The 12,304-nt window shown below is 64.4% G+C and carries 10 protein-coding genes; 3 read left to right on the top strand and 7 right to left on the bottom strand.

The annotated features are described in order from the left end of the window. Positions 1-35: 35 nt before the first annotated feature. Entirely contained in the window at positions 36-467 is a 432-nt protein-coding gene (locus BCV67_RS12245; RefSeq protein WP_062169626.1) for a YkgJ family cysteine cluster protein, read from the top strand. Positions 468-535: 68 nt separating this feature from the next. Here BCV67_RS12245 and BCV67_RS12240 read toward each other — a convergent pair whose 3' ends face one another. The 5 genes from BCV67_RS12240 to BCV67_RS12220 all read right to left on the bottom strand — a co-directional run bounded on the left by BCV67_RS12240 (position 536) and on the right by BCV67_RS12220 (position 7,968). Then, the gene (locus BCV67_RS12240; RefSeq protein ID WP_062169628.1) at positions 536-1,225 is read right to left on the bottom strand and encodes a phospholipase D-like domain-containing protein; all 690 of its coding nucleotides are present in this window, start codon (positions 1,223-1,225) and stop codon (positions 536-538) included. Positions 1,226-2,064: 839 nt separating this feature from the next. Then, positions 2,065-2,958, bottom strand: coding sequence for an alpha/beta fold hydrolase (locus tag BCV67_RS12235; RefSeq protein WP_062169630.1), 894 nt, complete (start codon positions 2,956-2,958; stop codon positions 2,065-2,067). A gap of 208 nt (positions 2,959-3,166) precedes the next feature. Next, positions 3,167-4,183, bottom strand: a complete 1,017-nt coding sequence (locus tag BCV67_RS12230; protein WP_062169632.1) for a 3-oxoacyl-ACP synthase III — start codon at positions 4,181-4,183, stop codon at positions 3,167-3,169. A gap of 122 nt (positions 4,184-4,305) precedes the next feature. Continuing rightward, positions 4,306-4,623, bottom strand: a complete 318-nt coding sequence (locus BCV67_RS12225) for a DUF4156 domain-containing protein (protein WP_062169634.1) — start codon at positions 4,621-4,623, stop codon at positions 4,306-4,308. Between the two features lie 501 nt (positions 4,624-5,124). After that, a complete protein-coding gene (locus tag BCV67_RS12220; RefSeq protein ID WP_428999476.1) occupies positions 5,125-7,968 on the bottom strand; it encodes a M16 family metallopeptidase in 2,844 nt (947 codons plus the stop codon). 364 nt (positions 7,969-8,332) lie between these two features. On the opposite strand from BCV67_RS12220, the gene BCV67_RS12215 reads away from it, so the two are divergent. Both BCV67_RS12215 and trmL read left to right on the top strand, forming a co-directional pair. Further along, complete coding sequence (locus BCV67_RS12215) at positions 8,333-8,737, top strand: hypothetical protein (protein WP_062169638.1); 405 nt, start codon at positions 8,333-8,335, stop codon at positions 8,735-8,737. Positions 8,738-8,774: 37 nt separating this feature from the next. Continuing rightward, the gene (gene trmL / locus BCV67_RS12210) at positions 8,775-9,254 is read left to right on the top strand and encodes a tRNA (uridine(34)/cytosine(34)/5-carboxymethylaminomethyluridine(34)-2'-O)-methyltransferase TrmL (RefSeq protein WP_057627589.1); all 480 of its coding nucleotides are present in this window, start codon (positions 8,775-8,777) and stop codon (positions 9,252-9,254) included. A gap of 405 nt (positions 9,255-9,659) precedes the next feature. Here the strand turns inward: trmL and BCV67_RS12205 are convergent, their stop codons facing one another. Both BCV67_RS12205 and BCV67_RS12200 read right to left on the bottom strand, forming a co-directional pair. Continuing rightward, positions 9,660-10,904 (bottom strand): CaiB/BaiF CoA transferase family protein, encoded by a 1,245-nt coding sequence (locus BCV67_RS12205; protein WP_062169639.1) that lies wholly within the window; start codon positions 10,902-10,904, stop codon positions 9,660-9,662. Beyond that, positions 10,901-12,298, bottom strand: a complete 1,398-nt coding sequence (locus tag BCV67_RS12200; protein ID WP_062169641.1) for an amidase — start codon at positions 12,296-12,298, stop codon at positions 10,901-10,903. The genes BCV67_RS12205 and BCV67_RS12200 overlap by 4 nt, the downstream gene beginning before the upstream one ends. Between the last annotated feature and the right edge of the window lie 6 nt (positions 12,299-12,304).

Raw genomic sequence — 12,304 nt, 5'->3', positions numbered from 1 at the left:
TTTTGTCCTATTGCTGCCGCCAAGGCCGGCATCCCATGCCCCATCCCTGCCTGACCTGCGGCGCCTGCTGCACTCAATATCGTGTTGCCTTCCACTGGATGGAATCGGACGAAGTCACCGAAGGCGGCGTACCGCACCAGCTGACCCAGCGCCTGGACCCGCACCGCCTGTGCATGCAGGGTACCTATTCGGACCCTATCCGCTGCGTGGCGCTGGATTCGGAAATCGGTGTGTACTCGCGCTGCACCATCCACCCCAACCGGCCCAGCGTGTGCCGCGAGGTGGACGCGTCGTGGGAGTACGGCAATGCCAGCTCACAATGCGACCGCGCCCGCATCGCCCATGGCATGGAGCCGCTGACCCTGGCCGACTGGCGTTGGCGCGACGGTGCCGACAACGATGACGATCATCCGGACGACAACGGCAACAGCCCGGCGTCACCGCCGACCACGCCGATCGCGGCATAAGTCAGCTGATCGGCTGATCGGCGCAGGACCATCATTCCCGCGCAGACGGGAAGGATGGCAAGAACGCCTCAAAGCGACTTGTAGCGCCCCCACAACACCTCGAACTGCTGCGCGAAGCTGCGCACCAGGTTGCGGTCGTTGCTGACCACCAGGTTCTCATCGTTGTGCTCGGTCGCGGTGCGGGTCCAGTTGAAGCTGCCATTGGCCAGCAGCTTGCCGTCGAACAGCGCGAACTTGTGGTGCATGTGGTACTCGCTGTGGTCCACCCGCACCGGAATATCGGCATCGTGCAGGCGGCGGATATCGTTGCCGTCGTCATAGACCTTGTCGTTGTCACTGATGATGCGCACCACCACGCCGCGTTTGTGCGCGTCCAGGATGACGCTGCTGAGGCGGTCGTCGGAAATGGTGAACACACAGATATCCATCGTCTGCCTGGCCCCGGCACACAGCGCACGCAGGCGCTGCATGCAGGCGTCGCCGGGCGAAAAATACGTGCTGGTGAGGGTCTCGACCGGGCCGGCGTTGACGTCCAGGGTACGCACCACCTGCTCGACCCACTTCAGCATCGGCAAGGCCCCGGCCGGATCGGCGCTGATCTGTTCGCGGGCGATGTCGAAGGCGCGGTTGCGCAGGAAGCGCAGGCGGTCGGGCGGCAACTCATCCCCCAGTTCGCGCAGCGCCGAGCGTTCCTCGTTGCTCAAGGCAAGGTCCTGCGCACTGTCACGCAGCTGACGGTCCAGACTGTCGAAATCCATCCTTCACTCCCTGTGCAAAGAAGCACAGAGCTTCGCATACCCGCGTGTGTGTAGGAGCCGCGTAAGCCGCGAAGCTGGTGGAATGGGAAAGGCCACAAAAGCTTACCCCTCCCCAACCCGTCCGGCCCGAAGGCACAGCCTTCGGTCGTTCATCAGGCCGCGCGCCAGTGGCGCGCAAAATGGCCTTCTTCACCCCCTCCGCCTTCGGCGCAAGGGAGGGGGCGTAGTGCCGAGCCATGCTCGGCAGGAGCCTCACCGGTAGAGCCTCTGCCGAGCATGGCTCGGCACTACAGGGCATGGTCTTGTAGGAGCGGCGTCAGCCGCGAAGCTGGTGCACCGGGAGAGGCCACAAAAGCTCACCCCTCCCCAACCCTCCCCTCCGCCTTCGGCGCAAGGGAGGGGGCGTAGTGCCGAGCCATGCTCGGCAGGAGCCTCACCGGTAGAGCCTCTGCCGAGCATGGCTCGGCACTACAGGGCATGGTCTTGTAGGAGCGACGTCAGCCGCGAAGCTGGTGCATTGGGAAAGGCCACAAAAGCTCACCCCTCCCCAACCCTCCCCTCCGCCTTCGGCGCAAGGGAGGGGGCGTGGTGCCGAGCCATGCTCGGCAGGAGCCTCACCGGTAGAGCCTCTGCCGAGCATGGCTCGGCAATACAGGGGATGGTCTTGTAGGAGCGGCGTCAGCCGCGAAGCTGGTGATGCTTCAGACGACGAGAAAAACAATCGCACACGTTGTGCGAAGCGCCGGAAATTGGCCTACTGAATCCAGAGGTGGCCACCGCTGAGGTGTCCCTTGCTTCGCGGCTGACGCCGCTCCTACAAAGGCTCTCAAGGCCCCGTCTCACCCCAGCGGGTTGCGTTCCAGGAAGGCACGCACTGCCGGCACGACGACCTCGTGCTTGTCTTCCAGCACGTAGTGGTTGGCGTCTTCAAACGCGGTCACTTCAGCCTGCGGCAATGCCTTCTTGAAGCCGGCCAGGAAGTGATGGTCGAAGCAGATGTCGCGCAGGCCCCAGGCGATGTACACCGGGCGATCAGCGAAGCTGGGCAACGCTGCCGCCGCACGTTCCAGCAGCGACCAGGCCTTGTCGGCCGGCGACAGCGGAATGTCCTGCATGAAGCGGATGGTGGAGATGCGGTTGTCCCAGTTGTTGTACGGGGACACATACGCTCGCCGCACATCGGCCGGCATGCGCCGGCTCACGCCCAGCCACGAGGCACCGGCCGAGAATGCATTGAAGGTGCGGATGAACCATTCGCCCGCCTTCCAGTGCCGGCCCATGGCGATCTGCCACGGCATCGGCTTTTCTGGCGGCAACGGGAACGAAGCGGTATTGGTGATGACCAGGCGCTTGACCTGCTCATGGTGCGACAAGGCCCAGCCGAAGCCGATCATGCCGCCCCAATCGTGCACCGCCAGCGTCACCGGGCCGGTGATGCCCAGGTGCTTGAGCAGCGCATCCAGATCATCCACACGCGACTGCAGCGTGTATTCGTAGCGGCTGTCGTCAGGCTTGTCGGACAGGCCCATGCCGATGTGATCGGGCACGATGCAGCGGTACTTGTCGCTGAGGCCGTTGACCAGGTGCCGCCACAGATAGCTCCACGACGGATTGCCGTGCAGCATCACCACCACTTCGCCATCGCGCGGGCCTTCATCGATGTAATTCATCGACAAACCCGGACGCACTTCGAAACGGTGGGTCTTGCTGGGGTAACCGGGGAGTTTGTTCATCGGGTTGCACCTGCGGCTGCTGAGCCCCTCTCCTGTCGGGAGAGGGGTTGGGGAGAGGGTTGGCCAGCGTGGAGGTGCTTGAACAAGCGCTCCAACCCCAGGCGCATGCGTGCTGCGCACGCGTCCCCTCTTCCGCCCTTTGGGCACCTTCTCCCACAAGGGGAGAAGGAAAAACATGCGATCCCGCAGTTCGCGGCAAGGCCGGAACTTACCAGACCACCTCGGCCATCGTGCAGTTCAGGCCCGAGCCGATGCCCATCAGCGCGACACGGTCGCCCTTCTTGAGCTTGCCCAGCTGACGCAGCTTGCTCAGCACGATCGGGACCGAGGCCGGGCCGATGTTGCCGTGCTCGCCGAAGATGGTCATCACCTTCTTCGGGTCGATGCCGAAGGCCTTGATGAAGGCATTGGTATGCGGCTGGCTGACCTGGTGGATCACAAACTGGTCGATCTCGTCCACCGCCCAGCCCAGCGCGACACGCGTGGCTTCAAAGGTCTTGGTGGCCAGCTTGATGCCTTCGATCAGCAGCATGCGGGTATCGGTGACCATGCGGTCCAGGTTGCCCACGCACAGCTTGTTCCACTGGTTGGCTGCACGGGTCACGCCGCCCTTGTAACGCGGGGCGTCCGGCACCAGCTCCGAGCGCGCCATCACCATCGCTGCCGCACCGGAACCGGTGGTCAGCGCTGCCACTTCGTCGCGCAGCTGCTGGGCGGTGATGTCCGGGGACATCATCCGCTCCATGGTCTTTTCATAGACCAAGTTGGAGGTCTCGCCATCGACGATCAATGCGTAGTCGATGTCGCCGCGCTCCAACATGAGCGCCGCCATGTCCATGCCATTGATGAAGGCAAGGCAGGCGTTGGCGATGTCGAAGGTGACGCACTCTTCGCCGATGCCCAGGTTGCCGGACACGATCGAAGCGGTGGAGGGTTCCAGGTAATCACGGCTGACGGACGTATTGACCAGCAGGCCCACCTTGTCGGCGGTGATGCCGGCGTCTTCCAGCGCCTTGCGGCCGGCCATGGTCGCGGCATCCGAGGCCTGCGTACCCTGGTCCCAAAGGCGGCGCGCATGGATGCCGGCGATATCGCCAAGCACGTCGGCACGAATGCCCAGGCGTTCCAGTGTGGGCTGGAGCCGCTCGTTGATTTCCTTTGAGGTCAGCGTATGCGGCGCATCAATATGCGCCAGTCCCGCGATCGAGACATTTTGAAAAGGCATCAGAAAGCGCCAAGACTCAGGCGAAGGGGTCGCTATTCTAGCCCCTGCGCCTTTTTACCGCATCTTTACAAATAGGCGGCCCGGCGTATGGAGCCGCCAGGCCCGCAAGACGGCCTTTGCGCTCAGCGCGGCGGGCACTGGAAGGCGGCAAAGCGTTGGCTGCCGTCGTCCGGCTGGCCACTGGCCTGCACCGCGTTGGCGCCCGCGCTGGGGGCCTCGTTGCGGGCCAGGGTTTCCAGTTCCTCCTGCACGCGCAGCGGATTGCGGTTGTAGAAACCGACCTTGTTCTTCACCGACACCACGATTTCGCCCTTGGTCACGCAGCCCGGGGCCACCGGCCCGGCGGGCAGCACACGTACGGCTTTGCCGCCGGACTCAATCGGCACCCAGGTGCAGGCGGCGGTGCTGGCGATCAGGGCGGACAGAAGCAGGACGCGCATGGACTATTCCTTGTGAAGATCAGAACGGATTGTGCCGGGAAAGGATGAACAGGTGGTGATCCCAAGGTTTGGGATGGTCCGTCCTGTAGTGCCGAGCCATGCTCGGCAAGGGCTTTACCAGCGAAAACCGCCCTCACCCCAACCCCCTCTCCCGCACGCGGGAGAGGGGCTTAAAGAAAAAAACTACCTCTCCCCAGCCCTCCCCTTCGCTGCGCGAAAGGGAGGGGGGCGAAACCTGTAGTGCCGAGCCATGCTCGGCGGGGGCTCTACTAGCTAAAGCCGCCCTCACCCCAACCCCTCTCCCGCACGCGGGAGAGGGGCTTAAAGAAAAAACTACCCCTCCCCAGCCCTCCCCTTCGCTGCGCGAAAGGGAAGGGGTGAAAACTGTAGTGCCGAGCCATGCTCGAAAGGGGCTCTACTAGCTAAAGCCGCCCTCACCCCAACCCCTCTCCCGTATACGGGAGAGGGGCTCAAGCCGAAGGCTACGCTGCTTGCCTGTTGTTACTTCTTCACCACCGGCTTGCCGTCGGCGTCGATCACCGTTACTTCGCCCAGCTTCAGTGCGCGTACCGGGGCTTCGGTCTGCTTCAGGTCGCCTACGACCACCCAGGTCAGCTTGGACGGATCCAGGATCTTGGCCGCTTCGGCTACCTGCGCCGGGGTCATCGCTTCGATCTCGGCCTTGCGCTTGAACACATAGTCGTCCGGACGGCCATAACGCACGATGCCACCGATGGTGCTCATCACCGCCGATGCGGTTTCGTAGGCACCGGGCAGGCTCAGCGTCTGGATGTTGCGGATGCGGCTGACTTCGGCATCGGTGGGCGGGCGCTGGCCGCTGGCGAACTGGCTGATCTCGGCGTTCATTTCCTTCATCGCCTCACCGGTCTTGTCGATCTGCACCGGTGCAACCGCCATCCACGGGCGCTGGCCCAGGGCATTGGAGGCCGACGAACGCGCGCCGTAGGACCAATGCTTGTCCTCACGCAGGTTCATGTTCAGGCGCGAGGTGAAGTCGCCACCGAGCACGCCATTGGCAATGTCGAAACGGGTGGTGCCCGGGTCCATCGTCGACGGCGCCACTTCACCGGCGAACAGGTTGGCCTGCACCGCGCCCGGCTGGTCGATCAGGAACACGCGTGCGGTCTGCGGACGGTCCACATTGTTCGGGGCCTGCACCTTGGGTGCGGCGCCCTCGCCCTTCCAGTCACCGAAGCTGCGTTCCAGCAGCGGCACGATGTCCTTCAAGGTGGTGTCGCCGACCACGATCAGGGTGGCGCCTTCCGGACGCAGCCACTGCTTGTGGAAGGAGGTCAGGTCTTCGCGGGTCAGCGACTGGATCGCCGCTTCGTTGCCGCTGCCGGTGAACGGAATCGCATACGGGTGGCCAGCACCGTACAGCAGCGGCGGCAGCACGCGCATGGCCACCGCGTTGGGCTGGGCCTTTTCCTGCTGGATGCCAGCAATCCAGGTTGCCTTGATGCGGTCGATCTCGTTCTGATCGAAACGCGGCGCGCGCACCACGTCGGCGTACAGGGCCAGCGACGGCGCCAGGTTTTCCTTCAGTGCCGACAGATACACGCTGGAACCATCCAGCGAAGCGCCGGCATTGACGCTGGCACCCAGGCGTTCCACCGCGTCGGCAAACGCCAGCGAGCCGAGCTGGCCAGCGCCTTCGTCCAGCATGCCCATGGTGAAGTTGGCGGTGCCCGGCTTGCGGCCCTGGTCGGCGGTGAAGCCACCCGGGAATTCATAGCTGAACTGCACCACCGGAATATCGTGACGTTCGGCCAGCACTACTTTGGTGCCGTTCTTCAACGTGGCGCGCTGCAGCTGCGGGAACTTCAGTTCCGGGAAGCTGGTGGTCTTGGGCACGCCGGCGCTGCGGTCCACCTGGCTTGGCAGCGTGGTGTACTTCGGGTCCACGGCCGGTACATTGAACGGGGCCGGCTTGACCGAGGGCAGCTCGGCCAGGGCAACACGTTCGCCCGGCTCGACCACGATGGTGTGGTCGCCCACGCCCAGCCACTTGGCACCGGCCGCCTTTACATCCGCCGCGGTGGCGGCATCCACATTGGCCAGCGAGGTGCGGAAGCAACCCGGGTTGCCTTCATAGACGGCGCACTGGGCCAGCGCGTCGGCCTTGCCGCCGAAACCGCCGATGCGTTCGATGCCACGCACGAAGCCGGCACGCGACTGCACCTTGGCGCGTTCCAGTTCATCGGCAGTCGGGCCTTCGGCGATCAGGCGCTTGAGCTCTTCGTCGATGGCCTTCTCGACCCTGGCCGGATCAACGCCCTGCTTGACTGTGGCGATGATCAGGAAGTTGGAACCCAGCTGCGAGGCATCGGTCATCGCGCTGATGTTGTCCACCAGCTTGTCGTTGTGCAGCAGGCGCTGGTCCAGACGCGAGGACTTGGCGCCGCCCAGCACGTAGGAGAACAGATCGAGCTGATCGATATCGGTGGTGCCGACCTGGGCCACGTTCCAGGCGCGGTAGATGCGCGCCTGCGGCACCTTGTCGCTCATTACTTCGCGGGTGCTGGCAGAACGCTGGCCAACATTCACTGCCGGCTGCGCCATGCTCGGCCCGGCCGGAATGTCACCGAAGTACTTGGCGGCCTTTTCCTTGGCGGTGGCCACGTCGATATCACCGGCCAGCACCAGCACCGCATTGTTCGGGCCGTACCAGGTGTGGAACCAGGTCTTGACGTCATCCAGCGAGGCGGCGTTGAGATCGTTCATCGAGCCGATCACACCGTGATGGTACGGGTGGCCGGCCGGATACATCGCGCGGGTCAGCTTGTCCCAGACCTGACCGTAGGGCTGGTTCTCGCCCTGGCGCTTTTCGTTCTGCACCACACCGCGCTGCTCATCCAGTGCCGCCTGGTCGATGGCGCCCACCAGGTGGCCCATGCGGTCAGATTCCATCCACAACGCCATGTCCAGCGCGGTGGTCGGCACGTTCTGGAAGTAATTGGTGCGGTCGGTATTGGTGGTGCCGTTCTGGTCGGTGGCACCGACCTGCTTGAAGGGTTCGAAGAATTCGCCGCTGTGGTTTTCGCTGCGCTGGAACATCAGGTGTTCAAACAGATGCGCGAAGCCGGTGCGGCCGGCCGGTTCGTCCTTGGCACCAACGTGGTACCAGATGTTCACCGCCACGATCGGCGCCTTGCGGTCGGTGTGCACCACCACGCGCAGGCCGTTGGGCAGGGTGAACTCTTCATACGGGATGTCTACCGACGCAGCGGCGGCGGCCGGCTTGGCCTCCGCAACCAGCGGCACGCCGACGAATCCGCCGAGGGCGGCACTCAAGGCCAGGGTCAACAAGGCGGTACGGGGCATAGCTGCGTTCATTCCATTTCCCTTGGGTATGAAGGTGAACGCTGATCCTAACCGGGCGCCGTCACAACGGCATACGCCATGCGTCATGGGTAGCGAAGTGACCGCCACAGCGTCCGTCCGGTCACTGCCTGGGTGACGGGTGTCCGGACAGCGGACACTTTCCAGAAACAACAAATTCTTATTTATCAATCAGATGCGATTGGCACGCATCCTGCTGCCTATTACTCGCAGCAAGATCCACTCAGACGATAAATGACTGAAAGCTGAACAAACAAAGAAAAATCGAAAAAGTTCTTGCAGTTCGAGATTCACTGTACTACCTTACTACCACACCACTGCCCACACACACCAAACAGGTCCCGCCATGAACGCCAAGTCTCTCGCCATTGCCCTCGCCCTCGTCGCCAGCGCCGGCTTTGTTTCTTCGGTCCAGGCCTCGGATATCGTCACCCTGGAAACCGTGCAGGTTCGCCCCTCCGCTGATCAGATGGTGCAGGCCGAGCACGAAGCCAACAGCAACATCCCGACCCTGGCTGCCGTGCAGGTTCGCCCGACCGTCGGCCAGATCGTCGAACTGATGGCCGAACAGACCGCCAGCCAGCTGGCTTCGGCCAACCCGGTCGCCATCGGCACCCGCGCCGGCAACTGGATGGTGTCGCTGCCGGCCATCACCGTCCGCCCGGACGTGGAGCAGGTGCAGGCGATGGCTGCTGAAGCCGCTGCTGAAGCCATCGGCAAGGTCGTCGCACAGGGGCTGGTTTCGAACTAAGCCAGCCTTGACGCAACACCCGGCGTAAAATGCGCCGATGACTTCTGCCCCTGTTTTCGATGTAGTGCTTTACCAGCCCGAGATCCCGCCGAACACCGGCAACGTGATCCGGCTCTGCGCCAATACCGGCGCGCGGCTGCACCTGATCGAGCCTTTGGGCTTCGACCTCAGTGACAAGCAGCTCAAGCGCGCCGGCCTGGACTACCACGAGTACGCACAGATGCAGGTCCATCCGGATCTGGAAACCGCCTTGGCGCGCATCGCCCCCAAGCGGCTGTTTGCCTTGAGTACCCGCTCCAGCGTTCGCTATGACACCGTGCAGTTCGCCGATGGCGATGCCTTCCTGTTCGGCCCGGAAACCCGTGGTCTGCCGCAGGATCTGCTGGATTCCTTGCCGGATGGCCATCGCCTGCGCCTGCCGATGCAGCCCAACAACCGCAGCCTGAACCTGTCCAACTCGGTCGCCGTGGTGGTGTATGAAGCGTGGCGACAGCAGGGCTTTCCGGGCGGCGCGTGAATTTGGATGTTTGGTGTTTTGTGGGAGCGGCATCAGCCGCGAAGCAATGGACCTGTCCGATTGCTGGCATACCGGTAATTTCGGTGCTGCCAGCTTCGCGGCTCACGCCGCTCCTACAGGTTAGATGCTGCACCGGTAACGCCCCTGCCGAGCATGGCTCGGCACTACCCAGTCCCCCGCGGAACCGTGACTGCTTTTGTGGGAGCGGCGTCAGCCGCGAAGCCGGCAATAAGTCAGCTGAAGATTGATCGCCGAGAGCACCCCTCCCCAACCCTCCCCTTGGCTATGCCAAAGGGAGGGAGCAAAGCGGGTCGCGATGATCTGACGGATCGCAGGCTTGCGCCCCTCCCTTTGGCGCAGCCAAGGGGAGGGTTGGGGAGGGGTAACGCTTCTAGCTTCTAGCTTCTAGCTTCTAGCTTCACCAGCAAACCCAACAACCCCCAACTCCCGCAGCACCCGCAGCCGCTCACCATCAATGGCGAGCACTTCCTCCAGCACTGCCGACGTGTGCTGCCCGAGCACCGGCGCCGCCTGCTCATAGCGCAGCGGCGTGGCCGAGAATTTCAGCGGGTTGCGCACCATCGGCACGCTGCTGCCGCCGGCATGCGGCAGTTCGATGCGCAGGCCTCGCGCCTGCACCTGCGGGTCGGCGAATACCTGATCAATGCGATTGACCGGGTTGGCCGGTACCACCGCCTTTTCGAGCGCAGCCAACCACTCAGCCGCCGGCCGCGTCCTCAAAATCTGTTGCAGCTGCGGCACCAACAGTTCGCGATTCGCAACTCGCGCATTGTTTGTTGCATAGCGCGGATCCGTGGCCAGACCGGGCTCGCCAATCACCTCGCACAGGCGCGCGAACTGTCCGTCATTGCCCACGGCCAGCATGAAATAGCCATCGGCGGCCGGCATCACCTGGTACGGCACGATATTCGGGTGCGCCGTGCCCTGGCGGGTTGGCACCACGCCACCCACCAGATAATTCGAGGCCTGGTTGGCCAGCCAGGCAACCTGGGTGTCCAGCAGCGCCAGATCGATCTGCTGGCCTACGCCCGTGCGCTCGGCATGCCGCAACGCGGCCAGGATTGCGGTAGCCGCATACATGCCGGTCATCAGATCGGTCGCGGCCACGCCTACTTTCTGTGGGCCTGCACCCGGCGCACCATCGGGCTCGCCGGTGACGCTCATCAAACCACCGATGGCCTGGATGGCGGCGTCGTAGCCAGCGCGCTGTGCATAAGGCCCGTCCTGGCCGTAGCCGGTGATCGAGCAATACACCAGCTTGGGATTGATCGCCTGCAGGCTGGCGAAATCCAGCCCATATTTCTTCAGGCCACCGACCTTGTAGTTCTCCACCAGCACATCGCAATGCATCACCAGCTCGCGCAGCAAGGCCTGCCCTTCGCCCGTGGTGAAATCAATCGCCACCGAGCGCTTGCCACGGTTGGCACACAGGTAATACGCCGACTCGCTGCTGTCGTTGCCGGCAGCATCCTTCAGGTACGGCGGCCCCCAGGTACGGGTGTCGTCGCCCACACCGGGACGCTCGACCTTGATCACATCGGCGCCGAAATCGGCCAGCACCTGGGTAGCCCAGGGCCCGGCCAGGATGCGTGACAGGTCCAGCACCCGAACACCATCAAGCAGCTTCATTTCGGCCACCAGTTGCTGCAGGCCTGCGGCAGCGACGGCTGCCAGGCGATGGCCTGCTGGAAGGCTTCCGCCAAGGCGATCAGGCTCAGCTCGTCGCCGATCTTGCCGACAAGCTGCATGCCCACCGGCAGCTCGCCGGCGGCCACCGGCAGCGGTACCGACAAGGCCGGATTGCCGGCCAGGTTGGCGTAGGCGGTGAGGTCGGCCTGGCTGGCCGGTGCGGGTTGGCCGAAGGCGAACGCGCGTTGCGGCGCAGTCGGCATCACCAGCACATCGCACTGCGCCAGCCACTGCTGCAGCTGCACCTGTCCACGGTCCGCCAATTGCGAGGCAGCGGCCAGTTCAGCCGCGCTGCGGCCCTCGGCCCAGGACATCAGCTTGACCAGCAACGGCGAAAACTTGCTGCGGTCGCCGGCCCAGGCATCGGCATGCTCGACCAGCATCTCCGCCTCGCTCATCAGCAGGCCGGCGCGACGGGCGCGGGCCGAGGCAAATGCCGGTGCGGGCAAGGCCTGCACACGATGACCCAAGCCGGCCAGTACCCGCAGGCCCTCCTCGAAGGCCTGCTGTACATCGGCGGCAACCTCGGCTGCATCACCGAAATCGACCACACCGATACGCAGGCCCAGCGTGTCCGGCGCTGCGTAGTGAATGGCGCGCGACTGCGCGCAGTCCGGATCAAAGCCGGTCATCAGCTGCAGCAACAGGCGCAGGTCGCGGGCAGAACGTGTCAGCGGACCGATATGGTCCAGCCTCCGGCACAAGGCGACGGTGCCGCGTGTGCTGATCGCGCCCCAGCTCGGCTTGAGCCCGACCACGCCGCAGTAACTTGCGGGAATGCGCACCGAGCCCATGGTGTCGGTGCCCAGCGCCGCCGAACACAGACCGGCAGCTACCGCCGCGCCGCTGCCGCCACTGGAACCGCCCGGCGTGTAACCGTGCCGGTGCGGGTTGTGGCAGGCGCCGTAGAACGGATTGTCGTTGTCGGCGCCCATCGCCGCTTCGTGCATGTTGAGCTTGCCGACGATGATCGCGCCGGCCGCACGCAACGCGGCCACGGCCGGGTTGTCGGTGGCGGCGGGCGCATCGTGGCGGCGTGTTTCCATACCCGCGGTAGTGACCATGCCGGCCACATCGATATTGTCCTTGACCGCGATCGGCAGGCCTTCCAGCGGGCGCGGCAGACCACGCTGACGGCGCCGCTCGGACAGTGCAGCCGCCGCCAATGCCCCTTCCGCATCGACGTGGATGTAGGCGTTGATCTGCGCCTGGCTGGCGGCGATGGCCGCCAGCTGCTGGGTGACCAGCTCCGTGCAACTGACCTCACCGGCTGCAAGCAGGGCCGCCTGCGCGGTCAGATCCTGGCTCAACAATTGCGCATCGGCCTTGCTCACGCGGTC

The sequence above is a fragment of the Stenotrophomonas nitritireducens genome, from assembly GCF_001700965.1.
In the GTDB taxonomy this organism is placed as follows: domain Bacteria; phylum Pseudomonadota; class Gammaproteobacteria; order Xanthomonadales; family Xanthomonadaceae; genus Stenotrophomonas; species Stenotrophomonas nitritireducens_A.
This window is presented reverse-complemented; position numbering and strand designations above follow the sequence as displayed.

What these genes read in the sequence shown, in the direction of transcription:
- BCV67_RS12245 (WP_062169626.1), top strand. Translation starts at nt 36, where the DNA reads ATGCCCCATCCCTGCCTGACCTGCGGCGCCTGCTGCACTCAATATCGT.
- BCV67_RS12240 (WP_062169628.1), bottom strand. Translation starts at nt 1,225, where the DNA reads ATGGATTTCGACAGTCTGGACCGTCAGCTGCGTGACAGTGCGCAGGAC.
- BCV67_RS12235 (WP_062169630.1), bottom strand. Translation starts at nt 2,958, where the DNA reads ATGAACAAACTCCCCGGTTACCCCAGCAAGACCCACCGTTTCGAAGTG.
- BCV67_RS12230 (WP_062169632.1), bottom strand. Translation starts at nt 4,183, where the DNA reads ATGCCTTTTCAAAATGTCTCGATCGCGGGACTGGCGCATATTGATGCG.
- BCV67_RS12225 (WP_062169634.1), bottom strand. Translation starts at nt 4,623, where the DNA reads ATGCGCGTCCTGCTTCTGTCCGCCCTGATCGCCAGCACCGCCGCCTGC.
- BCV67_RS12220 (WP_428999476.1), bottom strand. Translation starts at nt 7,968, where the DNA reads ATGCCCCGTACCGCCTTGTTGACCCTGGCCTTGAGTGCCGCCCTCGGC.
- BCV67_RS12215 (WP_062169638.1), top strand. Translation starts at nt 8,333, where the DNA reads ATGAACGCCAAGTCTCTCGCCATTGCCCTCGCCCTCGTCGCCAGCGCC.
- trmL (WP_057627589.1), top strand. Translation starts at nt 8,775, where the DNA reads ATGACTTCTGCCCCTGTTTTCGATGTAGTGCTTTACCAGCCCGAGATC.
- BCV67_RS12205 (WP_062169639.1), bottom strand. Translation starts at nt 10,904, where the DNA reads ATGAAGCTGCTTGATGGTGTTCGGGTGCTGGACCTGTCACGCATCCTG.